Annotated in this window: 21 protein-coding genes; 5 read left to right on the top strand and 16 right to left on the bottom strand. The window is 68.9% G+C overall.

The window, feature by feature from the left end; genetic code table 11:
- Positions 1-74 precede the first annotated feature (74 nt).
- From EEB19_RS12625 to EEB19_RS12600, 6 genes are all read right to left on the bottom strand, one after another.
- On the bottom strand, positions 75-2,120 hold the full coding sequence (locus EEB19_RS12625; protein ID WP_187586707.1) for an ATP-dependent DNA helicase UvrD2: 2,046 nt from the start codon (positions 2,118-2,120) through the stop codon (positions 75-77).
- A 93-nt stretch (positions 2,121-2,213) separates the two neighbouring features.
- Positions 2,214-2,498 (bottom strand): mycoredoxin, encoded by a 285-nt coding sequence (locus EEB19_RS12620; RefSeq protein ID WP_187586705.1) that lies wholly within the window; start codon positions 2,496-2,498, stop codon positions 2,214-2,216.
- A 90-nt stretch (positions 2,499-2,588) separates the two neighbouring features.
- Positions 2,589-3,527, bottom strand: coding sequence for an NAD(+) diphosphatase (gene nudC / locus EEB19_RS12615; protein ID WP_187586703.1), 939 nt, complete (start codon positions 3,525-3,527; stop codon positions 2,589-2,591).
- Positions 3,527-4,597, bottom strand: coding sequence for a TrkA family potassium uptake protein (locus EEB19_RS12610; protein ID WP_187586700.1), 1,071 nt, complete (start codon positions 4,595-4,597; stop codon positions 3,527-3,529). The genes nudC and EEB19_RS12610 overlap by 1 nt, the downstream gene beginning before the upstream one ends.
- Before the next feature lie 42 nt (positions 4,598-4,639).
- On the bottom strand, positions 4,640-8,020 hold the full coding sequence (locus tag EEB19_RS12605; RefSeq protein WP_187586698.1) for an ATP-dependent helicase: 3,381 nt from the start codon (positions 8,018-8,020) through the stop codon (positions 4,640-4,642).
- Positions 8,013-11,468 carry an ATP-dependent DNA helicase gene (locus EEB19_RS12600; protein WP_187586696.1) on the bottom strand — a complete coding sequence of 1,152 codons (3,456 nt, stop codon included), beginning with the start codon at positions 11,466-11,468 and terminating at the stop codon, positions 8,013-8,015. The genes EEB19_RS12605 and EEB19_RS12600 overlap by 8 nt, the downstream gene beginning before the upstream one ends.
- 110 nt (positions 11,469-11,578) lie before the next feature.
- On the opposite strand from EEB19_RS12600, the gene EEB19_RS12595 reads away from it, so the two are divergent.
- Entirely contained in the window at positions 11,579-12,376 is a 798-nt protein-coding gene (locus EEB19_RS12595; protein ID WP_187586694.1) for an alpha/beta fold hydrolase, read from the top strand.
- A gap of 3 nt (positions 12,377-12,379) precedes the next feature.
- Positions 12,380-12,679, top strand: a complete 300-nt coding sequence (locus EEB19_RS12590) for an MGMT family protein (protein WP_187586692.1) — start codon at positions 12,380-12,382, stop codon at positions 12,677-12,679.
- 276 nt (positions 12,680-12,955) lie between these two features.
- On the opposite strand, the gene EEB19_RS12585 is transcribed toward EEB19_RS12590, so the two are convergent.
- From EEB19_RS12585 to EEB19_RS12560, 6 genes are all read right to left on the bottom strand, one after another.
- A complete protein-coding gene (locus EEB19_RS12585; RefSeq protein ID WP_187586690.1) occupies positions 12,956-13,702 on the bottom strand; it encodes a sirohydrochlorin chelatase in 747 nt (248 codons plus the stop codon).
- 4 nt (positions 13,703-13,706) lie between these two features.
- Positions 13,707-14,882 carry a uroporphyrinogen-III synthase gene (locus tag EEB19_RS12580; RefSeq protein WP_187586689.1) on the bottom strand — a complete coding sequence of 392 codons (1,176 nt, stop codon included), beginning with the start codon at positions 14,880-14,882 and terminating at the stop codon, positions 13,707-13,709.
- Positions 14,879-15,310 carry a nitrite reductase small subunit NirD gene (gene nirD / locus EEB19_RS12575; protein ID WP_187586687.1) on the bottom strand — a complete coding sequence of 144 codons (432 nt, stop codon included), beginning with the start codon at positions 15,308-15,310 and terminating at the stop codon, positions 14,879-14,881. The genes EEB19_RS12580 and nirD overlap by 4 nt, the downstream gene beginning before the upstream one ends.
- Entirely contained in the window at positions 15,307-17,880 is a 2,574-nt protein-coding gene (nirB, locus tag EEB19_RS12570) for a nitrite reductase large subunit NirB (protein WP_187586685.1), read from the bottom strand. The genes nirD and nirB overlap by 4 nt, the downstream gene beginning before the upstream one ends.
- A gap of 32 nt (positions 17,881-17,912) precedes the next feature.
- Positions 17,913-19,385 (bottom strand): NarK/NasA family nitrate transporter, encoded by a 1,473-nt coding sequence (locus EEB19_RS12565; RefSeq protein ID WP_187586683.1) that lies wholly within the window; start codon positions 19,383-19,385, stop codon positions 17,913-17,915.
- A gap of 171 nt (positions 19,386-19,556) precedes the next feature.
- Positions 19,557-20,411 (bottom strand): TIGR02569 family protein, encoded by an 855-nt coding sequence (locus EEB19_RS12560; RefSeq protein WP_187586682.1) that lies wholly within the window; start codon positions 20,409-20,411, stop codon positions 19,557-19,559.
- Positions 20,412-20,547: 136 nt separating this feature from the next.
- Here EEB19_RS12560 and sigJ point away from each other — a divergent pair, with 136 nt between their 5' ends.
- Positions 20,548-21,462 carry an RNA polymerase sigma factor SigJ gene (gene sigJ, locus EEB19_RS12555; protein WP_187586680.1) on the top strand — a complete coding sequence of 305 codons (915 nt, stop codon included), beginning with the start codon at positions 20,548-20,550 and terminating at the stop codon, positions 21,460-21,462.
- Positions 21,462-21,902 (top strand): SRPBCC family protein, encoded by a 441-nt coding sequence (locus tag EEB19_RS12550; RefSeq protein WP_187586678.1) that lies wholly within the window; start codon positions 21,462-21,464, stop codon positions 21,900-21,902. The genes sigJ and EEB19_RS12550 overlap by 1 nt, the downstream gene beginning before the upstream one ends.
- Here the strand turns inward: EEB19_RS12550 and moeZ are convergent.
- Both moeZ and EEB19_RS12540 read right to left on the bottom strand, forming a co-directional pair.
- Entirely contained in the window at positions 21,896-23,071 is a 1,176-nt protein-coding gene (gene moeZ, locus EEB19_RS12545) for an adenylyltransferase/sulfurtransferase MoeZ (RefSeq protein WP_187586676.1), read from the bottom strand. The two genes, EEB19_RS12550 and moeZ, sit on opposite strands and share 7 nt — an antisense overlap.
- 159 nt (positions 23,072-23,230) lie before the next feature.
- Positions 23,231-24,349, bottom strand: coding sequence for a DUF3152 domain-containing protein (locus EEB19_RS12540; protein ID WP_187586674.1), 1,119 nt, complete (start codon positions 24,347-24,349; stop codon positions 23,231-23,233).
- A 101-nt stretch (positions 24,350-24,450) separates the two neighbouring features.
- Here EEB19_RS12540 and EEB19_RS12535 point away from each other — a divergent pair, with 101 nt between their 5' ends.
- Complete coding sequence (locus tag EEB19_RS12535) at positions 24,451-25,086, top strand: TetR/AcrR family transcriptional regulator (protein WP_187586672.1); 636 nt, start codon at positions 24,451-24,453, stop codon at positions 25,084-25,086.
- A 184-nt stretch (positions 25,087-25,270) separates the two neighbouring features.
- Here the strand turns inward: EEB19_RS12535 and EEB19_RS12530 are convergent, their stop codons facing one another.
- On the bottom strand, positions 25,271-25,504 hold the full coding sequence (locus EEB19_RS12530; protein ID WP_187586670.1) for a DUF3107 domain-containing protein: 234 nt from the start codon (positions 25,502-25,504) through the stop codon (positions 25,271-25,273).
- 109 nt (positions 25,505-25,613) lie between these two features.
- The gene (locus EEB19_RS12525; RefSeq protein WP_187586668.1) at positions 25,614-26,315 is read right to left on the bottom strand and encodes a ferritin-like fold-containing protein; all 702 of its coding nucleotides are present in this window, start codon (positions 26,313-26,315) and stop codon (positions 25,614-25,616) included.
- Positions 26,316-26,520 lie beyond the last annotated feature (205 nt).

Below are 26,520 nucleotides of genomic sequence, written 5' to 3'. Positions count from 1 at the left end.
GGCCTGTCCGGACAAACAGGTACCGCCCCGTGCTGACGAATCCAGACTAGGGGGCCGGGCAGGAATCGCACAACCTATTTTTGACCTGCACTTTTGACGAGATCGAGCAACTGCCCGCCGAACTCGTCGAGTTTCACCGGTCCGATGCCGGGAATGGCCGCCAGTGATCCGACATCGGCCGGTCGCTGCTCGGCGATCGCCTCGAGCATCGCGTCGGTCAGCACAGCACGCTCGCGCACTCCTCGCAGACGTGCCTGCTCCTCTCGCCACCCGCGAAGGGCGTGAAGGAGGGCGGGGTCGCGGTCCTCGATGCGGCAGCTCGCGCACCGACCGCGGACACGCGATTCCGGGTTGACCAGTTCTGCGCCGCACACGCTGCATCGGCCACTGCGTCGAGGGTCGAGATCGATGCCGTCGAGAAAGCGAGTACGTCGCCGGGTGGCGCGGCCGGCGCCTGCCCGCGACAGGCTCCACGACAGATACAGGTGCTCGCGGGCGCGGGTGATCCCGACGTAGAACAGCCTGCGTTCCTCGTCGACGGCGTCGTCTCCACGTTCCACCGCCTGGGTGATCGGGACCGACCCCTCGGTCAGCCCGACAAGGAAGACGGCGTCCCATTCGAGCCCCTTCGCCGCGTGCAGAGAGGCGAGGGTGACCCCCTTGTGGCCAGGGGTGTGTCGCTCCTCAGATCTCATCGTGAGCTCGGTGACGAGGCGTTGTGGCGACATCCCCGGCTCCTCGGCTATCAGATCCTCGACGACGGACATCAACGCGCGCAACGACTCCCATCGGGCCTTCGCGTGCGGTCCGGCAGGTTCGTCATCGGAGAGTCCGAGCGGTGCGAGGACGGCGCGCGCGAGTCGGATGGTCGGGAGATCGGCCGGCAGGTCGTCCCGCTGGGCAGCGGCGGTGAGTTTGCGCATCGCCTGCACGATCTCGGTGCGGGTGAAGAAGGCCTCCGAACCGCGCACCTGGTAGGGGATCCCGGCCTCGGTGAGGGCTTCCTCGAAGCGTTCGGACTGCGCGTTCACCCGGTACAGCACGGCGATCTCCGCCGGGGCCGTGCCGGAGTTGATCAGATGTTTGATCTGTGCCGCAACCCCGTTCGCCTCGCGCATGTCGTCGGCGAACTCGGCTGGTTTGGGCACCGGGCCACGCGGCCGTTGGCCGATGAGTTCGAGGCGGGTGCCCGGGGATCGTTCGTTCGCGGCACCGATGACCTGGTTGGCCAGCGAGACCACCTCGGGCGTGGAGCGGTAGTCACGCTCCAGACGCACGAGAGTGGCGTCGGGGTACCGGCGGGTGAAGTCGAGGAGGTGGTGTGCGGTGGCGCCGGCGAACGAGTAGATGGTCTGGTTCGCGTCGCCGACGACGGTCAGGTTGTCCCGCTCCCCCAGCCAGACATCGAGCAACGCCTGCTGCGCCGGCGTGATGTCCTGATACTCGTCGACGACGAAACACCGGTAACGCGAACGAAAGTCGGTCGCCGCCTCCCGCTCGCGCAGCACCTGTGCGGCGAAGATGATGAGGTCGTCGAAGTCGAGCAGGAGGTGGGCGCCACGGTGTTTCGCCTTCTCATATGCGGTGAAGACCTCGGCCACCACTTCGGCGGTGAAGGCAATGTCGCGGCCGGCCGCGGGTGCGCGCACCGCGTACTGGTCGGGGGTGATCAGCGACCCCTTGGCCCATTCGATCTCCGACATGAGGTCACGCAACGACTCGCTGGTCGTGGTGACCCCGACCTCGCGCGCAGCATGCGCGGCCACCGGGAGCTTGTGATCGAGGAGCTCCCAGGTGAGGCCGCGGGGCCAGAAGTACCGCAGTTGCCGCATCGCGGCGGCGTGAAACGTCTGGGCCTGAACCGAGTTTCCCGGACCGGCAATCCCCAGCGAGCGCAGGCGCGAACGCAGTTCGCCGGCGGCACGGGTGGTGAACGTGACGGCCAGGACATGACCGGGATTGACCTGTCCGCTGTCGATCAGGTGCGCGATGCGGCGCGTGATCGTGCGGGTCTTGCCGGTACCTGCGCCCGCGAGCACACACACGGGACCACGGGGCGCCAGGACCGCTCGCTGCTGCTCGGGGTCGAGACCGTCGAGTATGCGCTGGGGTTCGGGCACCGGTTCACTATGCCACCCGGCGCCGACACCGCCCGCCGGTGGCGGCACGGGGTCAGAGACCGCACCGACAGGCCCGAAACCGCCGACGCGCGCCTAGAGACCGAGCTTCGTCTTGACCTCGGCGATGGACGGGTTGGTCGCCGTGGCGCCATCGGCGTACAGGACGGTGGGGACGACGTGATTGCCCCCGTTGACGCTGCCGACGAACTCCGCGGCGTCGGGGTTGAGCTCGATGTCGACTTCCTGCCAGGTCAGGCCCAGGCTCTTGAGCCCGGTCTTCAGTCGCGCGCAGTAGCCGCACCAACTGGTCGTGTACATGGTCAGTTCTCCGGTGTCGGAGACACGGGCCGAGGCGTCGTCGTCGATCACATTGCTCATGCCTCCATAACAGCACGGATCGCGCGACTGTTCCCGTCGGACCGTCCGCCGCACGCGTGGGGACCGAGGGGTGGCGACCGAGGCGGGGGTTCAGCGGTCGGCGTAGGCCCAGGCGGTGATCAGAGAGCGTGCGATCGAGATCGACCCGGGCAGACGGAGGCGTCGCTCGTCGGTGCCGGTCCCCACCGCGCCGTCGGCGCGAACCCATTCGCCGCCCTGCTCGAGTGCCTCGATGACCTCCGCGCGGTCGAACCAGGCGGCGTCGCCGATCTCGCCGTCCAGAAATGCCAGTGGCTCGTCGGGGTCGCCGATCGCGGCGAAGCCGAGCATCAGCGACCGCGGGAACGGCCACGGCTGGCTTCCGAGGTAGCGGGGTTCGCGGACCGTGATGCCCACCTCTTCGTGGACCTCCCGGCGCACGCACTGTTCCAGCGACTCACCCGGTTCGACGAAGCCGGCGAGGGTCGAGTACCAGCCGTCGGGCCACACCGTCTGCCGACCGAGCAGCACACGGTCGGCGCCGTCGTGCACGACCGTGATGATGGCGGGATCGGTCCGCGGGAACTCGTCGACGCCCGATTCCGCGTGCCGCCGGACCCAACCGCCGCGGGCGGGCGCGGTCACCGATCCGTCGACTGGCGAGAAACGAGCTGTAGCATGCCAATTCAAGATGCCGAGGGCGGTGGCGAGAAGACCGGCCTCGTCGGCGTCGAGGCCGTGGGCGCCGCGGCGCGGGTCGTCGGTGGGGCCGTCGATGTGATCGACGCGGCGCGTCCACAGATCCCTGCCGCCGGAGTCGAGGCCCAGGAAGACCGCGTCGGCCGGCGGCTCGGCGCCGAGGTGCGTCGCATCGAGCCAGTGCAGGCCGCCACCGTCGGCGACCGGGTAGCGGCCGTTCCCGTCGACGAGCAGCACCCGTGCGGTCGGCCACCCCGACGCCATGCGGTCGGGATCGTCGCGGATCTCGTCGGCCCGGTCGAAGGTGGCGCGCGAGAGCATCGGCGGCTGATCGAGGAAGAACATCGCCATCAGTCCTGTCCGCCCTTGCGGACGTACAGCAATCGGTCGCCGACCTCTATCTGTTCGACCTCACTGTCATCGACACGGTGCAGGACACCGTTGCGCACCACCCCGAGCACGATGTCGCGGGTGTGCGACGGCGAACCGCCGGTCTCGGTCGGGTCGACCTCGCGCTCGGCGATCGCGTATCCGGCGTCGGGGGTGAGGAGATCCTCGATCACCTCGACCACCGACGGCGTCATGGTGGCGATGCCGAGGAGCCGGCCCGCGGTCTCCGAGGAGACGACGACGGAGTTCGCCCCCGACTGACGCATGAGGTGGGTGTTCTCCGATTCCCGGATGGAGGCGACGATCTTCGCGCGCGGGTTGAGCTCGCGCGCGGTCAGTGTCGCCAGCACGGCGGTGTCGTCACGGTTGGCGGCGACGACGATGCTGGCCGCGTGGGCCACTCCGGCGAGCCGAAGCACGTCGGATTTGGTCGCGTCGCCGCGGACGGTGACGAGTCCTTCGGCGGCCGCAGCCTCCAGCACGTCTGGGTCGGCGTCGACGACGACGATCTCGGCGGGCTTGATGCCGTCGCCGATCATGGCGTCGACCGCGGTCCGGCCCTTGGTGCCGAAGCCGATGACGACCGTGTGATTACGCACGCTGTTCCTCCACCGCTGGATCTTGAGGGCCTGCCGGGACCGCTCGGTCAGCACCTCCAGTGTGGTGCCGATCAAGACGATCAGGAACAGCACACGCAACGGGGTGATGATGAGCAGGTTGATCAACCGCGCAGACGGACTGAACGGGGTGATGTCGCCGTAGCCGGTGGTCGAGAGGGTCACCGCGGAGTAGTACATCGCGTCGAGGAACGACAGCGGATTGTCCTGCACGTCCCGGTAGCCATCGCGATCCAGATAGACGATGATGGCCGTTGCGAACAGGGCGACGACGGCGAAGACGACCCGCTTGCCGATGGCACGACCCGGACTCTGTTGCAGTTCGGGGATCCGGACGACGCCGACCAGCGCGTAGTCGGGCCGGTCGGCCAGCTCCTCACCGCGCAGACGACGGCGAAAGCCACGCTTGGCCATCAGCATCCCGCCCGACGTTGCTTCACAAGAGCCGAATGTAGCCTATTTGGCGAGTAGCGCGCCGAGTGCCGCACGGTCCGGCAGAGCGTCGGGTTCCAGCGTGTATCCCGACCGTACGTAATGGAATGCGGCGCGCACCTTCTCCAGCGGAACGCCCGACAGCTGGGCCCACGCGATCCGGTACGCGGCCAGCTGGACGAACAGTGATTCCCGGCGGGCCGGTTCGGGCACCGACCCCGTCTTCCAGTCGACGACCAGCCAGCCGCCGTCCGGTTCGGCGAAGACCGCATCGATGCGCCCGCGGATCACCGTGGGACCGATGACCGTCTCGAACGGCACCTCCACCTCCGTCGGACTCCGGTTGGCCCACCGCGACGACAGGAACGCCTCCCGCAACTCCTCGAGGTCGGCATCGGGAGACGCGGTCGCATCCGCGGCACCGGGAAGTTCGTCGATGTCGAGCAGTCTGGTCGCGCCGAACCACCGCTCGACCCACGCGTGGAACGCGGTGCCGCGCCGGGCGGTCGGATTGGGCTGGAAGGGCACGGGACGCCGCAGTCGTCGGGCGAATGCGGCCTCGTCGGCGTCGAGCTCGACGAGCTGACTCACCGACAGATGAGCAGGCAACTCGACATCCACCTCTGCCTGATTCGTCCGGTGGTGCTCGGCGAGAAGTGCGGCGACCTCGGCCCGCCAGGCGGTGATCTCAACGTCGTCGGCCGACGACGCGGGCGTGTCGTCGGCGGGGGCGTCGAACAGGGCCGGGGCGTCCCGATCGGCCACGGCGTCGAGCACCATCCGGGCCGCGGCGGCCACGGCGTCGCGACGCTCGCCGAGGATGTCGCGCGGCCATGCGGCGCTGACAACTTCGTCGGCCAGCGGGTTGGTGGCGTCGGCGGCCGGCTCGGGCGCATCGATGTCGATCACCATGCCGGTCGAGTCGACGGTCGGATCGGCGATGGCGGCGGCGACGATCGTCGCGATCTCGGTGAAGAACTCCGATCCGCCGCGCGGTCGGTCCCCCGTCTCCGACCAGTGATGGGCGGAGACGAGCAGTGACTGCTTGGCCCGGGTCAGTGCCACGTACAGCAGGCGGCGGTCCTCCTCGAGGCGCCGCTGCGAGATCGCCTCGCGGTGCTCGGTCAGTGCGGCCTCGAGTTCCTTACGGTCGGACACAGACCGCAGATCGAGCGCGGGAAAGCCCTCCGCGTCGGTTCCGTCGGCGAGATCACCTCGCAGCGACGCCGGCAGTTCCTTGGCGCTCCCCAACCAGGTCGTGTCCGCGCGGCCCCCCGGGAAGATGTTGTGGCACAGGTGCGGCAGTACCACGACATCCCATTCGAGCCCTTTGGCCGCGTGCACGGTCAGGATCTGCACACGTTGCTCGGCGACCTCGATACGCCCGGGTTCCAGGCCCTTCTCGATCGTCTCGGCCGTGTCGAGGAATGCCAGCAGGCCCGGGAGATTCGCGCCGGGCCGGTCCGCATACGAGGTCACGTAGTCGGCGAACGCGTCGAGATGTTCGCGACCGGTGATCGCGCCCCGCATCCGGTGCGCCCGGATCTGCGCTTCCACGGCCACCCCGATGGTGTGCTCGACGTCGGCGACGAGTTCGGGCAGCGGCTGACCGATCCGGCGACGCAACGACTCGAGCTGACCGCCGAAGGCCCGGATTCGGGCAAAACCCTCGGTGCTGTACCGGTGGGATTCACCGGGATCGACGATCGCGTCGGCGATGCCCGCGCGATCGACGATCTCCGTCGGCAACACCGCATCGAGAGCGGTGTCGAGTTCCTCGCGGGTCGCGACCACACCGTTGGAGGCGTGGAAATCGGCGACGGCGAGTTCGCGGGCGCGCTGCCAGAGTGCCGCGAGATCACCGGCACCCAATTGCCATCGCGCTCCGGTCAGCAGACGCATCGCGGCGGTGCCCGCCATCGGATCCGCGATCACCCGCAGCATCGCGACGATGTCCTCGATCTCGGGGACGTGGAGCAGTCCGCCGATCCCGACGACCTCCGCCGGGATGCCGCGACTCTCCAGCTCGGCGGCCAGCGGCGCGGAATCCTCGTTGCGTCGCACCAGGATCGCGGTGGTCGGGGGCGCTTGTCCCGCCGTCTCCGCGCTCTTGTAATGCTGCTCGACATGATCGGCGACCCAACGTCGCTCGTCGACCACGGTCTCCGTCAGCGCGAGGTGCACGGTCCCCACCGGGGCGTCCGGACGTGGGCGCAACACGCTCACCGGGATGCCGCGGCGCCGCAACTCCTCCGACGTCTCGTTGGCCAGACGGAGTGCGTGGACCGCGTTGCGCCAGCTGGTGAGCAGTTCCAGACGAACCGCGGGTGAGCCGTCGGACTGGCGGAAGTCGTCGGTGAACCGCGGCAGGTTCGCGGCCGAGGCGCCGCGCCAGCCGTAGATCGACTGGATGGGATCGCCGACGGCGGTGACGGCGACACTCCCACCGGCCGGCGCGACGCCGCGACGAGCACCGGGCGCCACCCCGAACAGCGTCGCGAGCAGCATCCGTTGGGAGTGCCCGGTGTCCTGGTATTCGTCGAGGAGTACCGCGGTGAACGATTCCCGTTCGGCGGCAACTACTTCCGGGTTGAGCATGACCAGCCGGGCGGCCAGCGACATCTGACTGCCGAAGTCGAGGGCGGTGGCGGCGCGCATCGTCTCGGCCAGCGTCTCCACCATCGGGATGAGTTCGCGACGCTCGTCGATGACGTCGCGGACCTTCAGCAGGGCCTGGGTCGGGGTGTCGCGCTGGCGCGGCCCCTTCGGGAGGGTCTCGATCATGCGGTACAGGTCGTCGCCTGCGCGACACAGCTCGTCGGTGTCGACGAGGTGTTCGGCCATCTCCCCGTACAGCTTCAGGACCGCCTCGGTGACGCTCGCCGGCACCTTGGTGGTGTTCAGCTCACCTGTCCAGTTGCTGACGACCGAGAACGCCATCTGCCACAACTCGGTCTCCGACAGCAACGTCGAGTGCGGCTCGACCGGCAGAAGCAGACCGTAGTCGGCGATGAGTCGGCCCGCGTAGGCGTGGTAGGTGCTCACCTCGGGGTCGCCGCCGCGCAGGCGGGCGGCGATGGTCCCGTCCGGATCCCAGGTGCGCAGAGCCGGTGAGCCGGCCAGCATGGACAGTCGGCGGCGGATGCGGACGCCCAGTTCGCTCGCCGCCTTGCGGGTGAAGGTGAGGCCGAGGATCTGATCGGGAGCGACCAGGCCGTTGGCGACCAACCACACGACTCGGGCGGCCATCGTCTCGGTCTTGCCGGCACCGGCACCCGCGACGACGAGGACCGGTTCCATCGGCGCCTCGATGACGGCGACCTGTTCCGGTGTGGGGGTGGGCAATCCGAGGGCCGCGGCGAGTGCGACGGCCGAGATCATGCGGCCGTCCGGACGGTCAGTCATCGATCACCGTCTTTCCACGTAGCTGGGCGGGACAACTGGTGGCCAGGGCACAGTGCGAGCATCCGGGGTTGAGGGTGGCCGCGAAACCGGGGCCGACGCTCGCGCGGGCAGCGGCCCGGACCACCGCGATCCATTCGTCGACGCGCTCCGGTGTGAGTGCGTCCTGGACACGCTCAGCGGCGCCCGTGTTCTTGTTCGCCGCCGACACGTAGACGAGCCGTCCGCCGCCCGGTTCAGTGGTGCCCGCACCCTCGGCACCGCCGAGCGCCAGTGCCAGCTGATAGGTGGCCAGCTGGGCATGGTCCTGGGCGTCCGCCTTGGTGATCGCGGTCTTCGCGGTCTTGACGTCGACGACGACGGGACGACCCTGCTCGTCGCGTTCGAGCCGGTCGATCCGGCCGCGGAGACGTACCGGGATGTCGGGGCCACCATCGCCCTCGTCCGATGTGGTCGGCACGGTCGCGTCGATCTCCGCCTCGACCCCGATCTCGGCCAGATCGTCCCGCGAGATGCGCAGCCAGTCACGGAAATTGGCGAGCATGCCCTCGGCGCGTTCGAGCTCGCGGACCGAGTACCAGGCGGCACCGGTGTCCACCCGGTCCCAGATCCCCCGCAGCGCCGCGGTGACCTCCGCCGGGTCGATCTGACCGGCGACGGCCTGCACGAGCGTGTGGACCAGGGTGCCGGTGAGCGCAGGCGTGCCGTCGCCGTCGCGGCCCCCGTGACGCTCGAGCACCCAGCGCAGCGAGCATCGGGTGAGCGCCTCCACGTTCGAGGGCGACAGCATCACCGGTCCCCGCTCCGGGGTCCACAGCGCAACGTCGGTGCTGGGCCCGCCCAGTCCGTACCAGTCTTTCGGAGATGCTCCGGGAATGTCGGAATCCGCCAGTTCGGCAAGCAGTTCCGCGGCCGCCCGGGTGCGCGGATCGGGGTCAGTGCCGGGTTCGGCGGCTCCAGCGACCACCGCGGACCGCAGTGTCGCGATCAACGACGGCAACGACAGGACGCGGTCGACCCCGGGGTCCAGGGGCAACTCGTCGAGCGGCGCATCCACGTCGGGGACGTCCGCCACCGGGCCACCCCGCCACCGGGTCAGCGCCTCGGCGATCTCGCCGACGAACCGTGACGGTGACGCCTCGCCACCGCCGTCCTCGACCGCGGTCACGAGCAGCCGACGGCGGGCCCGGGTGCACGCCACGAGCAGCAGTCGACATTCGTCGGCGAGCGCGGATGTGGTGCGCGCCACGGTGTCCAGGGCGTCCGGGTCCATCCCGTCGAGCAGGTCGACGAGCTGGCCTGTGCCCAGCACGCTCCCGCGACTGCGCAACGACGGCCACAGCCCGTCGAGCACCCCGGCCACGGCGACGACGTCCCACTCCCGGCCCGCCGCCGCGTGCGCCGACAGCACGGTCACCGCGTCGGCCGACGCGCCGGCCAACCGACTGTCCCGCGGGATCTGGAGTGCGCCCAGATAGCGGACGAAGCCGGCCGGCCCCGCCGCGGGCAAGGTGTCGGAGAAGTTGGCGGCCGCCTCGAACATCGCCATCACCGCGTCGAGATCGCGGTCGGCCTGTTCACCGGCCGGGCCGCCGCGGATCGCCGCGGCGGCCCACCGCCGCTCCAGACCGGTGGCCTGCCACGCCGCCCACAGGGTCTCCTCGACGCCTCGCCGGGCCCGATGGACGCGATCGGCCGCGTCCACGACATCGAGCACCCGCTGCAGCGGACGTGCCTCCGCGTCGGTCAGCGCATCGAGGTACCGGCCCGCCGTCGCCCGGTCGAGAACGGCCCGCCGCAGTGCGATCAGCGAATCCGTCGCGGCACCACCACCGTTGCGTTCGTCGAATCGGCGGACCCCGCGCCGCAGCCGGCGCAGCGCGCCGGGATCAGCGCCGCCGACCGGACCGGACAGCAGCGCCACCGCGTCGTCGACACCGAACACCTCGACCACGGATTCGGCGTCCACGTCGACGTCGGTGGCGGATTCGCGCGCGGCGACGGCTCGCAGCACCTGCATCAGCGCCGTCACTGCGCGTTGCCGATGCAGCGGGAGGTCACTCGTGGGCGTCGTCACCGGAACCCCGGCCGATCGGAAGGCCCGTCGCAGGGCTGGCAGCGCCAACGACACCGACCGGACGATGACCGCCATCCGCGACCACGGCACATTGCCGAACAGATGCGCCCGTCGCAGGAGGTCGGCGACCGCGGTCGCCTCCTTCGCGCCGGAGCTGTAGACCTTCACCTCCGCACCGGAGAAAGGATCGTCGACGTCCGAGAGGTGCTGTGCGGGTACCGGATACGGATGCGGACGCGCGCCCGGCAGGCGCGAGGCCAGTGCGGCACCGACGGCCGCGATCTCCGGATGATTGCGGAAACCACTGTCCAACACGATGTCCCGCGAGGAGCCCGGCTCCACCAGATGGTCGGCGAACCGCGGGCTGGCGCCACGGAATCCGAACACCGACTGGTCGGTGTCGGCCGCGATGATCGTCGTCGCGGTGCCGGTGCCGACCAGCGTGACCAGCGCGGCCGCCTGCGGGTCGAGATGATGGGCGTCGTCCACCAGGAGATGGCGGATGCGCCGCCGCTGGCCGGCGAGGAGGTCCGGATCGGTGCCGAACGCCGACAGCGCGGAGCCCACGAGCTCGGCGGCGTCCACGGCCGGTGCCGACGCCCCCGGCGCGTCCGCCCCGACGACGCCGCGCAGCAGCATGTTCTGCTCGTACTGGGCGTAGGCGTGCCCCGCCGCCACCCATTCGGGCCGCTTGTGGGTGCGTCCGAGTGCCGCGAGCTCCTCGGGCCCGACGCCGCGTTCGGCCGCACGCATCATCAGGTCGCGCAGCGCCTGGGCGAACCCGTCGGTGCCCAGGGCCGGGCGGAGACGTTCGGGCCAGTAGCCGGCACCGTCCTCGATGTCGCCGGCGAGGAGCTCGCGCAGCACCATGTCCTGTTCCGAACCGGTGATCAGGCGCGGCGGCGGGTTGCCGTGCGCGGACGCCTGCAGCCGCAGGATCGCGAATGCATAGGAGTGCACGGTGCGCACCAGCGGCTCGCGCAGGGCCCGGCTCCCCGCGTCACCAGCGGTCTGTCCCCCACCGACGTCCCCCTCGGCCGAGAGCACCCGGCGGGTGATCTCCTCACGCAACGACGCCGCGGCACGCCTCGACGCCGCCAGCACCAGAACGGATTCGGGGTCGACGTCCGGACTGAGCAGACGGGAGACCGCCGCGTCGACGACCAGTGAGGTCTTGCCGGTGCCCGGTCCACCGTGTACCCGGACTGGAGACCAGGGTCGACCTGGATCGGTCGCGACGTCACCGTCGATCACCGCTCGGACATCGGCCGGCCACACCCGATCGATGCCGCCGGGTCCGCCGGAGGTGGCGATCAGGCGAGTACGCAGCGCTGTACCACCGGAGGCGGCGGGGTACTCACGACGGCGGGCCATGCTCCCTATGGAAGCACGCGGGGCCGACACCTCCTCGGTCCGCACGGACCGGCGGAGCGAGCGGCACATCGACGCGCGACGGCGCCGGCGCGGTGCGGCAGGATGTCGGCATGGCACTGACAACCCATGTGTTCGGGTCCGACTCCCCCGATGCGCCGACCGTGCTGGCGATCCACGGCCTGACCGGCCACGGCCGTCGCTGGGAATCCCTCGCCGCCGACCACCTGGCGCAGGTGCGGGTGCTCGCGCCCGATCTGCTCGGGCACGGCTCGTCGCCGTGGGTGCCGCCCTGGTCGATGGAACAGCACGTCGAGTCGCTCCTCGAGCTCGTCGACGAGTTCATCCCGCCCGAGGCCCGCCCGTTCGTGATCGCCGGGCATTCGTTCGGCGGCGCACTCGCGGTGCGGCTCGCGCAGCGTCTCGGCGACGACGCAGCCGGACTCGTTCTCCTCGACCCGGCGCAGGGACTCGACCCGGCCTGGGCACTCGAGGTGGCCACCGACAGTCTCGCCCACTGGCACTATGCCGACGCCGACGATGCACGGCGCGCCAAACGCGAGGAGGGCTGGGCCGACATACCGGATGAGTTGCTCGACAAGGAGATCGACCTGCACCTCATGGAATCGGGGACCGGACGGGTTGCGTGGCGGGTGAGCGCTCCCGCCGCGGCGACCGCGTGGAGCGAGATGTCGCGTCCGGCGACGCTGCCGCCGCGCGGGCTCCCGACGACCGTCGTGGTCGCCGACCGGGTCGATCCGCCGTTCGTGCGGCCGGACTTCCTCGAGGCCTGCGCGCGGGATCGCGCCGACTCGGTGGAGGTCGTACATGTGGACTGCGGACACATGGTCCCCTACCTGGAACCGGAGTCGACGGCACGAGCGATCCTCGCGATGACGGACCGGGTCTGAAAGATGGCCGCCGTCACCGAGGACGAGGTGGAGCAGGTGCGCGCGCTGGTCGCGGCGATACCGCGCGGCCAGGTGACCACCTACGGCGACCTGGCCGGCGCGGTCGGGCTGTCCAGCCCGCGCATCGTCGGCTGGATCATGCGAACCGACTCCGCCGATCTCCCGTGGCACCGGGTCGTCCCGGCCTCCGGACGCCCGGCCGCGCACCTCGCCGGTCGGCAGCTGGAACGGCTTGCGGCCGAGGGGGTTCCGGTGCGCGACGGCAGGGTGAACCTCCGTGAGTGCCGCTGGGCCCCCTCCTGATCCGGTTTCCTGAGGAGCGAGCGCCGCGAGCATCACAACCAGATCCCTGCGGAGGAAGCCCGCAAGCATCACAACCCGATCTGTGGAAAGCGACCCACCAGAGACGATCCCAGAGGAGCGAGCCCGCAAAGCATCACAACCAGATCCCTGACGAGCGAGCCTGCAAGCGCCACAACCCGATCCCTGAGGAGCGAGCCCGCAAGCGCCACAACCCGATCCCTGAGGAGCGAGCTTGCGAGCGTCACGAAGGGTCGCACCACGCAGCGATCAACACCCTCAGCGGCGCACGGCCTCCCGACGACGGTACGGACTGACCGCCGCACGCATCCGGGTGACGATGAGATCGACGATGCGCGGGTCGGCGCCGAGCGGGTCGGCGACGGCGTCGGCACCATAGGTGTGCAGACGCTGATGGAACAGTCCCGGGGCAAGCAGGTAACTCGCGATCACCACGCGCCGCCCCCGTCGTGCCGCCCGTTCCACTGCCTCGGGCACCGACGGTGAGGCCGTCGTGATGAAGCCCACCTCGATTCGTCCACCGATGATGGACTCGAGCTGCCGTGCAGCGAGATGCACTTGGCCACAGGCACTCTCGTCGGAGGATCCGGCCGCGGCCAGGACGACGGCGTCACCCGGCTCCCATCCGGCCTCGACCAGTCGCAGGCGCGCGACGGCCGCGATGGACGGATCCGGTCCGAGTGCGCGGGTGACCACCGTGTCGGCTCTGCCGGCGGCGGCCACGTGCTGCGGGATGTCCTTGCGCACATGGTATCCGGACGCGAGGAAGGCCGGGACGAGCACGGCCGGACGGTCGACGTCGGCGATGACCTCCGACGGCGTCGGCCCGAGGACGTCGACGAACGCCGTGCGCGTCGTACCGACGCGGTCCCCGACGGCTTCGGCGATCTCGGCGATCACGTTCACGCCGTGTGGATTCCGGGTTCCGTGCGCCACCAGTACCGGGCTCACGTCCCGCAGCCGGTCACCGAACGGGAGATGCAAACGTCCGTCGTGTCGTCTCATGTCCTCAGTCCTCCTCGTCGTCGGCGTCGTACTCGAGGTCGACCGCGAGGCGGTAGCCCCGCTTGACCACGGTCTGGATCATCTTCGGGTCGCCCAGCGCATTGCGCAGGCGCGCGACGGCCACCTCGACGGCATGCGTGTCCGAGCTGTCGCCCGGGAGTGCGGCCAGCAATTCCTGACGTGACACGACGCGCCCCGGCGACGCGGCGAGGGCCTTCAGCAGGATCAGGCTGGTCGCCGACAACTCGCGCAGCTCGCCGTCGACCATCACCGCCTGGCCGCGGATCGCGGTGTCGTGGCCGTGAATCCGGAGCTCATGGCTGCGCCGTGGCAGCTCCTCGGTGATCAGGCGCGCGAGCGCACCCAGCCGGAACCGCTTGGGGTAGATGGTCGGGATCTGCAGTGCCTCGAGCGGTCCCGCGGTCACCGAGCCGACACACATCACCGGCACGGTGGTCCGCATGGCGTGCACGAACGCCGACAGCTTGCCGAGCTCCTTGGCCCGGGTCAGGATGGCCGCGGCGGCGGGTGCACTCGTGAAGGTGATCGCGTCGATATCTCCGCGCACCACTGCGTGGATCATCCGGTCGATCCGGTCGACGTCCGGGTGCATGTTCCAGCGATAGACGGGAACGGGCAGCACCTGCGCCCCCGCTGCGCGGAGCACGGCGCAGAAGTCCGGCAGAGGTTCCCATTCGGTCGTCGCGCCATGTAGCTGGACGGCGATGCGGACACCCTCGACGCCCTCTTCGAGCAGGCGATCGAGCACCTCCGACGACGACTCGCTCTCCGGCGACCACTCCTCCCGCAGGCCCGCCGCGCGGATCGCGCCCTTGGCCTTGGGCCCGCGCGCGATGAGCCGGCTCTTGCCCAGTGCGCCGATGAGCGACTCCGCACTGCCCCAGCCGTCGGCGGCCTCCACCCATCCGCGGAACCCGATCCCGGTGGTGGCGACCATGAGGTCGGGTGGGTCGGCGATGATCGTCTCGGTCACCTTCTCCAGTTCGGTGTCGTCGACGAGCGGGAGGATGCGGATTGTCGGGGCGGCCAGAACCTCGGCACCGCGCCTGGTCAGCAGGGCGGCGAACTCGTCGGCCCGGCGGGCGGCGGTGATCCCGATGGTGAATCCCGCCAGTGGCAGTGTGTCGGCGTCGTCGGCGGTGTCTCTGCGAGTGCTCATCGGCGCGGGAAGAACACCTCGACAGTGTCGTCGACGATGTGGACCGCGTAGCTCGGCACCGACATCGCCTCGTCGTCGAGACAGATCCCGGTGCGTAGCGAGAACACCTGCTTGCCGAGCGGGCTGGCCACGGTGGGCTCGCCGTCGCGGTCCCCGGTGACTCCACGCGAGAGGACCGCGGCCCGTGCGAACGGATCGATGTTGCCCACGGCGTACACACGGGTGCGGCCGATCACCGCCTCGCGGTCGGTCTCCACGGCAGGGATGCGGAACAGTGCGGCCTGCTCGAACTCCGGACCGAGCACACCGACACCTCGTCCGACGGCGAGGTCGGCGATCGCACAGGCTCGCACCCACTCGCCGGGAACCGCGTCCGGGTGGTTCGACTCCGCCGGCTGGTGGGCCGTGGGTTCATGGGCGACGGTCACGTCGGCACTCCTTCGCGTTCGGTCATGTCGCGGACCATGGTCGGCGACCCTGGATCGCCATCACGTGGAGGCATGGCGGGCATGTCGAGCAGAACGGGCACCTTGCGGTCGGCGTCGGCGAAACGGATCGTCGGGTCGACCACCTCGGGGGCGTTGACGAACGACACGAAGCGCTTGAGCTTCTCCTCGTCCTCGAGCACCGCGGCCCATTCGTCGCGGTAGCCGTCCACGTGTCGGCCCATCGCTGCTTCCAGCTCGGTGGCCAGTCCGAGGCTGTCGTCGCAGACCACCGCACGCAGATGATCCAGTCCACCCTCGAGCGACTCCAGCCACGGGGCCGTGCGCTGCAGCCGATCGGCGGTGCGGATGTAGAACATCAGGTACCGATCAATGTAGGCGACCAGCGTCGCGTCATCCACTCCGCTGGCCAGCAGTTGGGCGTGTTTGGGACTCTGACCGCCGTTGCCGGCGACGTAGAGGTTCCAGCCGTGTTCGGTCGCGATGACACCGACGTCCTTGCCCCTGGCCTCCGCGCACTCGCGGGCGCATCCGGAGACGCCGAACTTCAGTTTGTGTGGCGACCGCAGACCGCGGTACCGCTTCTCCAGGTAGACCGCCATCCCCACGGAGTCCTGGACCCCGTAGCGACACCAGGTCGATCCGACGCAGCTCTTCACGGTGCGCAGACTCTTGCCGTAGGCGTGACCCGATTCCATCCCCGCATCGACCAGACGTCGCCAGATCTCCGGGAGCTGGTCCACGCGGGCACCGAACAGGTCGATCCGCTGGCCGCCGGTGATCTTGGTGTAGAGGTCGAAGTCGCGGGCGATCTCGCCGATGACGATCAGCTGTTCGGGGGTGACCTCGCCACCCGGCATCCGCGGGACCACCGAGTACGAGCCGTTCTTCTGCATGTTCGCCAGGAAGTGGTCGTTGGTGTCCTGCAGCGCGGCCTGCTCGCCGTCCAGGATGTGATCGCTGGAGGTCGACGCCAGGATCGACGCGACCGTCGGCTTGCAGACCTCGCAGCCCTGCCCGGTCCCGTACCGGTCGATGAGTTCGGAGAAGGTCCGGATGCCGGTCACCGAGACGATCTCGAACAGCTCCCGTCGGGATTGCTCGAAGTGCGCGCACAGCGACTTCGACAGCTCCACACCGGAGGCCTCGAGCAACGACTTGATGCTCGGCACACACCCGCCGCAGGTGGTGCCTGCGGTCGTGCATCCCTTGATCGCCGCGATGTCGCAGGCGCCCTCGGCGATGGCCGAGCAGATGGTGCCCTTGGAAACGCCGTTGCAGGAACAGATCTCGGCGTCGTCGGGCAGTGCGTCGAGCCCGACGGCCGGCCCCCCGGCCGGAGCGATCAACGCGGCCGGATCACCGGGGATCTCGCGCCCCACCATCGGCTTGAGCATCGCGTACGCGGAGGCATCGCCCACGAGGATGCCGCCGAGCAGCGTCGTCGCGTCGTCGGAGACGACCACCTTCGCGTACTTGCCCGCCACCGGGTCGTGATAGACGATCTCCAGCGCGTTCTCCGTGGTCGCCATCGCGTCGCCGAAACTCGCGACGTCGACACCGAGGAGTTTCAGCTTGGTCGACATGTCGGCGCCCGGGAACGTCGACTGCTCGCCGAGCAACTGATCGGCGACCACCTCTGCCGTGCTGTAGCCGGGTGCCACGAGCCCGTAGCAGCGTCCTTCCACGGCCGCCACCTCGCCGATCGCGTAGATGTCGGGATCGTCCGTGCGGCAACTGGTGTCGACGAGGACACCACCGCGCTCCCCCACACCGAGTCCGGCGTCGCGGGCGAGTTGGTCGCGCGGCCGGACGCCGGCCGAGAACACCACCAGGGCGGCCTCGATGGTCGAGTCGTCGCTGAGTGTGACGGTGAGTCCGCCGCTCTCGTTGTCGGCGATGTCGGCCGTTCCCACCCCCGTGTGGACGGTCAGACCGAGGTCGGTGACCAGGTTCTTCAGGACGGCGCCGCCACCGTCGTCGACCTGCATCGGCATCAGCCGCGGGGCGAACTCGACGACGTGCGGCGTCATGCCCATCAGCTTCAGCGCATTCGCGGCCTCCAGGCCCAGCAGTCCACCGCCGACGACGACTCCGGGCGCGCCCGGACCAGCCGCGTCGGCCATCGCCCGGATCGCGTCGAGGTCGTCGAGTGTGCGGTACACGAAGCACTTGGCATTGTCGTGCCCGGGCACCGGCGGGACAAACGCATACGACCCGGTTGCCAGGACGAGCGCGTCGTAGGCGATCTCACGACCGCCGGACGTCACGACCCGGTGGCCATCGCGATCCACGTCGCTGACGGTCTCCCCGAGGTGGGTGACGACCTGGCTGTCGCCGTCGTAGGTGTTGCCGTCGAGCGCCAGCGAATCACGCTGCCACGAACCGACATACGAGGACAGACCGACACGGTCGTACGCGGGGTCGACCTCCTCGGAGACGACCTCGATCCGCCAGGTGCCGTCGGTGTCACGGTTGCGCAGCGTCTGCACGAAACGGTGACCCACCATGCCGTGGCCGGCCACGACGACTGTCTTGGATTCGCTGGTCACTGGAGAAACTCCTCGATTGATGATCTGGGTGGTCAGGCCATGGCCTTGTCGGGGGCACCCGGATCGGCGGCGGGCCGATCCCCCTCCGACGGCGCGGCGACCTGAAGGTCGGTGGTCTCACTGATCACGATCGGCCGGCGCGCATAGAACCACCAGGTGACCGCTGCCGCCAGCACGTAGAAGCCCATGAAGATCCAGAAGGCCAGCGTCGCCGACTGATTCGACTTGTAGCTGGCACGCAGAACCAGGTTGATGCCGACGCCACCCAGCCCACCGGCCGCACCCGCGATGCCGATCAGCGCCCCCGACATGCTGCGCGACCACTTGACCCGCCCCAGTCCGTTGAGCCCGGACATGTTGTGTGACTTGTGCTCCCAGATGGTCGGGATGATCTTGTATACCGAGCCGTTGGCCAGACCGGACAACAGGAACAGCAGGATGAAGCCGACGATGAACGCGGCGAGCACCCCGCCGGTGATGACCTTGCCGTTGGCGTCTGCCACGGAGCCGGCGACCACCAGGATCGCCGCCGACAACGTCATGGCGATGAACGTCCAGAAGGTGACCTTGCCACCGCCGACACGGTCGGCGAGCTTGCCGCCGTACGGGCGGATCACCGAGCCGAGAAGCGGTCCGATCCAGGCGATCTGAGCCGCGGCCAGCGCGGGCTTGGCGGCACCGGCCGAGGTGAAGCTGATGTTGAGGACCTGGCTGAACGCGAAACCGAAACCGATGAACGATCCGAACGTGCCGACGTAGAGCAGGCAGATCAGCCACGTGTCGCGGTACTTGAGGCAGTCGAGCATCGCACGACCGCTCGCGGTCTGGTGATCGAGGTTGTCCATGTAGAGGGCGGCACCGATTCCGGCCACGGCCAGCGCGACGAGGTAGACCGCACAGACGATCTCGGGCTGGTCGGAGGCCAGCCAGATCACCAGCAGACCGATCAGCTGGATCACCGGCACACCGATGTTGCCGCCGCCCGCGTTCAGGCCGAGGGCCCAGCCCTTGAGTCGCTGCGGGTAGAAGGCGTTGATGTTCGTCATCGACGAGGCGAAGTTGCCGCCGCCGAAGCCGGTGATCGCCGCGACGGCGAGGAACCAGCCGAATCCGAACTCTCCGGGGTTCATCATCAGCATCATCGTGAGGCCGGTCGGGATCAGCAGCACGATGGCGCTGAAGATGGCCCAGTTGCGTCCGCCGAAGCGCGCGGTTGCCTGGGTGTAGGGAATCCGCAGGCACGATCCGACGAGCGTCGCCGTGGCCGCGATGACGAATTTCTGATCGAGGCTGATGCCGTACTCGGGGCCCATGAACAAGGCCATCACCGAGAACAATGACCAGATCGAGAAGCCGACGTGCTCGCAGATCACCGACCAGATCAGATTGCGCTTGGCGATGGCGGCGTTGCCGGCATCCCAGGCCTTGCGGTCCTCGGGGTCCCAGTCGGTGATGGTGTGATCGCGCGTGAGCGCGGTCCGCACGGATGCGGGCAGTACAGGCATGGGCCATCCAATCGGTTGATGAGCTGGTTGGCCGACGACGGTGTCGGACGATTGCTCACCAACCTAGGGAGCCTGTGTTGCCGGGATTTTCCCTCGCGTGACCGAAGAGTCACGTTGTGCTCACATCGGTCCCAGAACCCTGTGAGAAGAACTCGGGGCGCTGACCTGCGGCTAGAGCATCAGGCGCACGAGGTCGACGACCCTCGTGAGACCGGGCAGGGCGCCGGATGTGGCGCGCGGATGCAGCGCGTGCACGGCCAGTCGGAACATCGTGGCGCGCAGCATCATCTGTGGCCACTCCGGCTGATCGGCCCAGCGTTGCACGAGATCGTCGTCGGCGCCACCCCACGCCAGCGAGTCGACGACGACGACCGCAGCCGCCCACGACGCAGGTCGCCAATACGGCACGATGTCGGTGATCCCGGGGGCCGCCGCGCCCGCGAACAACACGGTGCCGAACAGATCGCCGTGCACCACCTGGGAGGGCAGATCGACGTTCTTCCTCAGGGTCGCAAGGGTTTTCAGCATCTGCACGCTTGCAACACCATCCGGCGACGTTGGCTCGCCCATCCCGGCGGCACGCGCGGTCCGCATGGGAACGTCCTCCCACGCGGCGCGATCGGCGGCGGTGAACACGTCGACATCGGTGTGCGGCGGAGCAGGCGACTGCAGCAGAAAGCGCGGACGCTCGAGCGACGATGTCGCGGCATGGAGGCGGTCGGCGACGAGCACGACCTCGTCGTGACGCGGTTCGGGCGTGCCGGCGATGTAGGTGTCCGCACGCCAGCCGGAGACCACATAGCGCCCGTCGGTCGCACGGAACGGTCGGGCCACACGCAGGCCCTCGACGTACAGCGACTCCCGGACCGACGCCGACCACGCGGCCCGCGCGTGATCCGGCACGAGGGAGAGCACGACCTCCCCGACACGCCATCCGCCGATCCAGGAGTCGCCCATCGGGATCGGCGGGTGCGCGGTCAGCCCGAACGTGTTCACCACGTGGTCGGGCGGCTCGACGGTCTTCACACCTGCAAAGATTACCGAGCGTTGCAGGCCAAACCCGGCAGCGACTCGGCAGCGGAGGCGGAACTCGACACGAGAGTGTGACCCATCGCACAGTCGATCTGCGTCACGGACGCTGCCCCTGCGGTGTCCTTGGTATGTGATCGCCGACGACGACGTGTTCACCGACCTACGACCGTTGCTGTTCACGGTCGCCTACGACCTGCTCGGATCCGCGGTCGATGCCGACGACATCCTGCAGGACTGCTATCTGCGCTGGCGGCATCGGCCGAGCGGAGGTGTCGACGACCCCCGCGCCTATCTCGTCACCACCGTGAGCCGTGCCTGCCTCAATCACCTGCGGACCGTCCGGCGCCGGCGCGAGACCTATGTGGGCAACTGGCTTCCCGAGCCGATCCGGACCACCGAGGACGCCGGCACAGACGCGGTTCTCGCCGAGTCGGTGTCCTTTGCGATGCTCCTGGTGCTGGAGACGCTGTCGCCGATCGAGCGGGCGGTCTTCGTCCTCCACGACGTGTTCGGGTATCCACACGCCGAGATCGCCACGATGGTCGGGAAATCCGGACCGGCGGTCCGACAGATCGCACACCGGGCCCGACAGCACGTGCAGGCACGCAGACCCGCCCCCGACGACGAGGCGCGCGCCGGGGAGTCCCGACGCGAGCGTGCCGGTGCCGATCTCGTCGCCGAGTTCCTCCACGCCGCACACACCGGCGACATCGACGCCCTGCTCACGCTGCTGGCGCCCGACGTCGTGCAGATCTCCGACGGCGGAGGGCAGGTACACGCCGCCCGACATCCGATCACCGGCGCGCGCAAGGTCGCCACGTTCGCCATGGGCCTGGCCCGGTCGGCGATGTCCGGCGCACGAGTGGAGATGTGCACGGTCAACGGCTCGGCGGCGGCGATCTTCACGCTGCACGGAACCCTCGACTCGGTGGCCGTCTTCGAGACCACGCACGGTCGGATCAGCAGGTTCTATGCGATCCGCAACCCCGACAAGCTGACCACGGTCGACGAACCCCGTCGACTCGATCGAGGAAGGAAGAACTGATGGAGACGGTGACCGTCGAACGTGACATCGACGCCACGGCGGACTCGGTGTTCGCATGGATCAGCAACGCCCACAACTACACCCGGACTCCGCTCGTCATCTCCGAGAAGCTGAGGACCCCGGGACGCGACGCGCCGTACGGTGCGGGCGCGGTCCGGGTGCTGATCTGGATGGTCGGGTGGTTCGCCGAACGGATCACGGCCTACGACCCGCCACATGCGTTCGACTACCACGTGTTCCGGAGCATCCCGCCGTCGCGCCACGAGGCCGGACGGGTGACCGTCGACGACGTCGACGGTTCCGCCCACGTCGTGTGGACCACGACGTTCGAGGTGGCCATCCCGGTGGTGGGCCCCGCGATCACGCGGTGGATCGCACAGCCTCTGATGGCGTACGCGTTCCGCCGCGTGCTCGACCGTGCGGCCGACGACCTTCAGTAGACCGGCAGGCTCTTGTCGACCTGATTCGCCCATGCCGTCACGCCACCCTGCAGGTGAGAGGCGTCGGCGAAGCCGGCTCGTTTGAGCGCGGCCAGTGCCTCGGCGGATCGGATACCGGTCTTGCAGTAGAGCACCGTCGGACGATCCTGCGGCACCTTGGCCAGACCCGAGCCCGAGAGGATCTCGTCCTTCGGGATGAGGGTCGCGCCGTCGATGTGCACGATGTCCCACTCGACCGGCTCGCGGACGTCGATCAACGCGATGCGCTCGCCGCCGTCGAGCTTGTCCTTGAGTTCGGCGGCGGTCAGCGTCGACCCGGCCGCGGCGTCGGCGGCATCGGTCGACACGACTCCGCAGAAGTCGTCGTAGTCGATCAGTCCGGCGACGCGCTCACCGTCGGGGTCCTTGCGGATCTTGATCGTGCGGTAGGTCATGTCGAGGGCGTCGTAGACCATCAGACGACCCAGCAGGGGCTCACCGATGCCGCAGATCAGTTTGATCGCCTCGGTGCCCATGATGGATCCGATCGAGGCGCACAGGATGCCGAGCACGCCACCCTCGGCGCACGAGGGCACCATTCCGGGTGGCGGCGCCTGCGGGTAGAGATCGCGGTAGTTGAGCCCGCGACCATCGGGGGCGTCCTCCCAGAACACCGAGGCCTGTCCCTCGAAACGGTAGATCGAACCCCACACGTATGGCTTGTGTGCGAGGACGGCCGCATCGTTGACCAGGTAGCGCGTCGCGAAGTTGTCGGTGCCGTCGAGGATCAGGTCGTACTGCGAGAACAGCTCGATGGCGCCCTCGGGTTCGAGTCGCTGATCGTGGATGTTGACGGTCACGTAGGGATTGATCTCCTGGATGGAGTCCCGCGCGCTCTCGGCCTTCGGCCGGCCGATGTCGGACTGGCCGTGGATCACCTGCCGCTGCAGGTTCGACTCGTCGACGACGTCGAACTCGACGATCCCGATGGTGCCGACACCGGCGGCCGCCAGGTAGAGCAAAGTGGGCGATCCCAGACCGCCCGCGCCGATGACGAGGACCTTCGCGTTTTTCAGACGCTTCTGGCCGTCCATTCCGACGTCGGGGATGATCAGGTGTCGGCTGTAGCGGGCCACCTCTTCGTTGGACAGTTCCGCTGCGGGTTCGACCAGCGGGGGCAAGGACGACACGGGCGCCTCCAGTACGTGTGACTCTTGTTGTGCTTCTCCGCTCAACGGTCGCGGACGCGCAGACATTCCGGACAGCGACCCGCCCGCCTTCGCAGCGGTAGCATCCTGTCGCGCTGAGCGGAACGGGATGCTACCGCTGGGACCGCTGGGGGAGGTCGGTCACCTGTTCGGGAACGGCCACGGATTCGGTTTGCAGACATAGCTGCGATTCGCCCGCATGTCCGGGTCGAGCGCCATGATCTCGCTGTTGGCCACGCCGAAGGACTGCTGCATCATGACCGGTGCCAGTGCACCGTCCTCCTTGCAGGGTTCGTGCGCCTCGTAGCCGATGCCGTGACCGGTCTCGTGGTTGATCAGATACTGGCGGTACAGCAGATCGTCGCCCTGATACGACAACGCGCCACGCACCCAGCGCGCCTCGTTGAGGGTCACCCGCTTCTCCGGCGGATAGAAGCAGGACGTCTCGAGCTGGATCTGGTAGCCGCACAGCTCCCGGGCCGTGCCCGGCGAGGCGAGGGTGATCCGCAGATCGGGCTCGCCTCCGGCGATCCGACGGAACGACACCTTGCCGTCGCCGACCCAGCTACGCGGGTTCGCCAGGGTGGAGTCGACCATCTTGGCGAACGACCGGTCGCCACCGTAATCCTGTGCGTTGACCCCGTTCTCCACCTCGACCGTGTAGGTGTACACCTGCGGTCCCGTACCCACCTGCTTCCCGGCGCCGGGGACGACGTGGTAGGTCTCGCGCCCCTTCTGGGTGTACGGCCCGCCCGCCGGGAGAGTGCCCGCCGGCAGTGCGGCCGCCTGGATCGCACCGCTCGGCGCGCCGATCGGTTTGGTCTCCTTGCTGACGTCGGTGTTGCGCGGCGAGTCGGGGTTGACGTCGGCCGCGGGCACGAACGCCGAGTCGTTGCCGCCGCGGATGGTCACCACCAGCAGCACGATCGTCAGCACGACGAGCACGGGGATGGCGTACGCACGCCACCCGTAGGTGGCGACGAAGCGCCCGAGCGCGCTCTGCTTCTTCCGCTCGGGCTGCGCGTCGCGGTCGACCCGGATCCGGCCGCTGTCGTCGGTGGGATCCCATCGGGCCCGTAGAGGCTGATCGGGTCTGGGTCGCGTCCGGCCCGGCGACTCGGAGCCGGCCGCGGCGCTGCTGGTCCGACGCGGTTCCTGGGGGCCCACGTCCTTGGCTCGTACGCGCGCACCGCCGGCCCCCGCACCGGACGCGCCGGTGCCGTCGCTACCCGAGTTCGGCCCGCCTCCTGGGTGACTCACAGCTCAACTTTCTCACAGGTCAACGCAGATCCGGGGAACCACCGGTCGACTTGCGGCTGTGCGGATCGGATGCGGCGGGGCACCGCGAGTACGCTCTACGCATGTCGACCACCACAAACTCGTCGCGCAGCACGCGTCTGCCGCGTAGCGCACGCCGGATGCAGCTCCTCGATGCTGCAAGCGAGATCTTTGTGGAGCGCGGATACCACTCGGCCGGGATGGATGAGATCGCGGTACACGCCGGCGTCAGCAAGCCGGTTCTCTACCAACACTTCCCGTCGAAACTCGACCTCTACATCGCGGTCGTCGACTCCCACGCCGAGAAGTTGGTCAGCGACGTCAACCGCGCACTGCTGACGACGACCGACAACAAGATGCGCGTGCGCGCCGCCGTGCAGGCGTTCTTCGACTTCATCGATCAGGACAACTCGGGCTACCGGTTGATCTTCTCGTCCGACGCCATGGACCCGGCGGTCATCCGACGGGTCGAGGGCGCCACCGAGGCATGTGTCGATGCCGTCTACGGCCTGGTCATGCACGATTCGGGTCTCGACCCGTACCGCTCGCGGATGCTGGCCGCGGGGCTGGTCGGCGCGAGCCAGGTGAACGCGCGCTACTGGCTGGAGGCCAAGCGTCCGGTCGACAAGCAGACCGCGGTCGACACAACCGTCGCGCTGCTGTGGGGAGGGCTCTCGCACGTACCGCTGCAGGGCATCGAGAGCGGCGCGGACCTCTGACCGTGCCCACTCGGCACTGATCACCGACATCAGCATCACCGCTGACGGGTGTTCGGCCGGACTATCCGCTCAGCGGTGCGCAATCGGTGATCCTGATGTCCGTGAGACGGATCCACAAGACGAAGGTGCCGTCGCCCCGGTGGGACGACGGCACCGTGACGTCGTGACTGTCGTGGCGGAGGGCTCAGACTGCGCCGAATCCCACCTTGCGGTTCTCGGTGCTACCGACCTCGACGTAGGCGATCTTGGTGACGGGGACCAGGAACCGTGCGCCCTTCTCGTCGACGAGGGACAGCAGCTGCTCCTTGCCCGACAACGCGGCCTCGACCTCCGCGTACGCCTTGTCACTGGTGAGTGCGGTCTGGATGGACAGCTCGCGCGAGCTGTCGCTGATGCCGATCTTCACTTCGACGGCCATGGCCACCCTTCTCTCATCGAGTGTGTGCCGCATAAGGCTAGTTCAGTCCACGCGAGCGCCGACACCGGCTCCGCTCACAGCGGAAATCAGCCGATCTCGAGGATGGCGGTCAGGCGAGTCCGAGATCGGTCATCCGCTTGGTGTGCTCCTCGGCGATGGTGTCGAAGAACGACGCCACCCCCTGTAGCGATGCCGAGCCGGCGAACAGAAGGTCGGTGACCTCCTCCTCGGCGGCCAGCACCCATTGTGCATGGGTCACGGCCTCCCCGAGCAGTCGACGACCCCAGAGGACCAGCGGCGAGCGCAGCATCGGGTCGGCCTCGACGGCAGCGCGGACCTGCTCGCGCGCGAACCGCGAACTCGCCGTCTCCGACATCACCTCGCGGACCACCTGTCGTGCCTCATCGGGCAGGACGTCGGCGAGTTCGCGATAGAAGTCGGCGGCCAGGCCGTCGCCGACGTAGGCCTTCACCAGTGACTCGTACCACGTCTTGGGCGTGGTGACCTGGTGATACTGATCGAACACCGAGCGGTAGCGCTCCACGGCACCGGTGGGGTCGATCCCCCGCGCCGCAACCTGCTCGGCGAGGACGTCGAAATGCCCGATCTCGGAGGCGGCCATCCGGGCGATCGCGATCCTGCTGTGCACGTCAGGGGCCATCCGGGACTCGTCGATCAATCGGTAGAACGCCGCGTACTCGCCGGCCAGCAACACCGCGAACAACTTGGCGATGGCGCTGTCCTCGCCACCGGCGACGGACCCTCCTGAGGTATCGGGCGAGACTCCGGACGGGGGCGGCGCAGTCGACATGGTGGAGATGGTAGGCGGGGCCGGGGCGTTCACCAAGTACACTTGACAACGGTGTACTGACGCGATCATGACGATCGGGTTGCACGCGAGAGGCCCTACGGCCGATCGGCGACCTGGTCCACGCGCAGATCATCGGACAATGTGCGCGCACTCATCGTCGGGCAAGACGGCCCGGCCTGGCCACCACACAGTCAACGACCACGGA

Origin of the sequence: Gordonia sp. OPL2, from assembly GCF_003797825.1 — a bacterium.
GTDB lineage: Bacteria > Actinomycetota > Actinomycetes > Mycobacteriales > Mycobacteriaceae > Gordonia.
This window is presented reverse-complemented; position numbering and strand designations above follow the sequence as displayed.

Coding starts and splice junctions, on each gene's coding strand:
- nudC (WP_187586703.1), bottom strand. CDS start 3,527: ATGGCGATGTTCTTCCTCGATCAGCCGCCGATGCTCTCGCGCGCCACC.
- EEB19_RS12590 (WP_187586692.1), top strand. CDS start 12,380: ATGGCCGCCGTCACCGAGGACGAGGTGGAGCAGGTGCGCGCGCTGGTC.
- EEB19_RS12595 (WP_187586694.1), top strand. CDS start 11,579: ATGGCACTGACAACCCATGTGTTCGGGTCCGACTCCCCCGATGCGCCG.
- EEB19_RS12550 (WP_187586678.1), top strand. CDS start 21,462: ATGGAGACGGTGACCGTCGAACGTGACATCGACGCCACGGCGGACTCG.
- EEB19_RS12565 (WP_187586683.1), bottom strand. CDS start 19,385: ATGCCTGTACTGCCCGCATCCGTGCGGACCGCGCTCACGCGCGATCAC.
- EEB19_RS12530 (WP_187586670.1), bottom strand. CDS start 25,504: ATGGCCGTCGAAGTGAAGATCGGCATCAGCGACAGCTCGCGCGAGCTG.
- EEB19_RS12580 (WP_187586689.1), bottom strand. CDS start 14,882: ATGAGCACTCGCAGAGACACCGCCGACGACGCCGACACACTGCCACTG.
- EEB19_RS12620 (WP_187586705.1), bottom strand. CDS start 2,498: ATGAGCAATGTGATCGACGACGACGCCTCGGCCCGTGTCTCCGACACC.
- EEB19_RS12600 (WP_187586696.1), bottom strand. CDS start 11,468: ATGGCCCGCCGTCGTGAGTACCCCGCCGCCTCCGGTGGTACAGCGCTG.
- EEB19_RS12610 (WP_187586700.1), bottom strand. CDS start 4,597: ATGGCCAAGCGTGGCTTTCGCCGTCGTCTGCGCGGTGAGGAGCTGGCC.
- EEB19_RS12535 (WP_187586672.1), top strand. CDS start 24,451: ATGTCGACCACCACAAACTCGTCGCGCAGCACGCGTCTGCCGCGTAGC.
- EEB19_RS12525 (WP_187586668.1), bottom strand. CDS start 26,315: ATGTCGACTGCGCCGCCCCCGTCCGGAGTCTCGCCCGATACCTCAGGA.
- EEB19_RS12605 (WP_187586698.1), bottom strand. CDS start 8,020: ATGACTGACCGTCCGGACGGCCGCATGATCTCGGCCGTCGCACTCGCC.
- EEB19_RS12585 (WP_187586690.1), bottom strand. CDS start 13,702: ATGAGACGACACGACGGACGTTTGCATCTCCCGTTCGGTGACCGGCTG.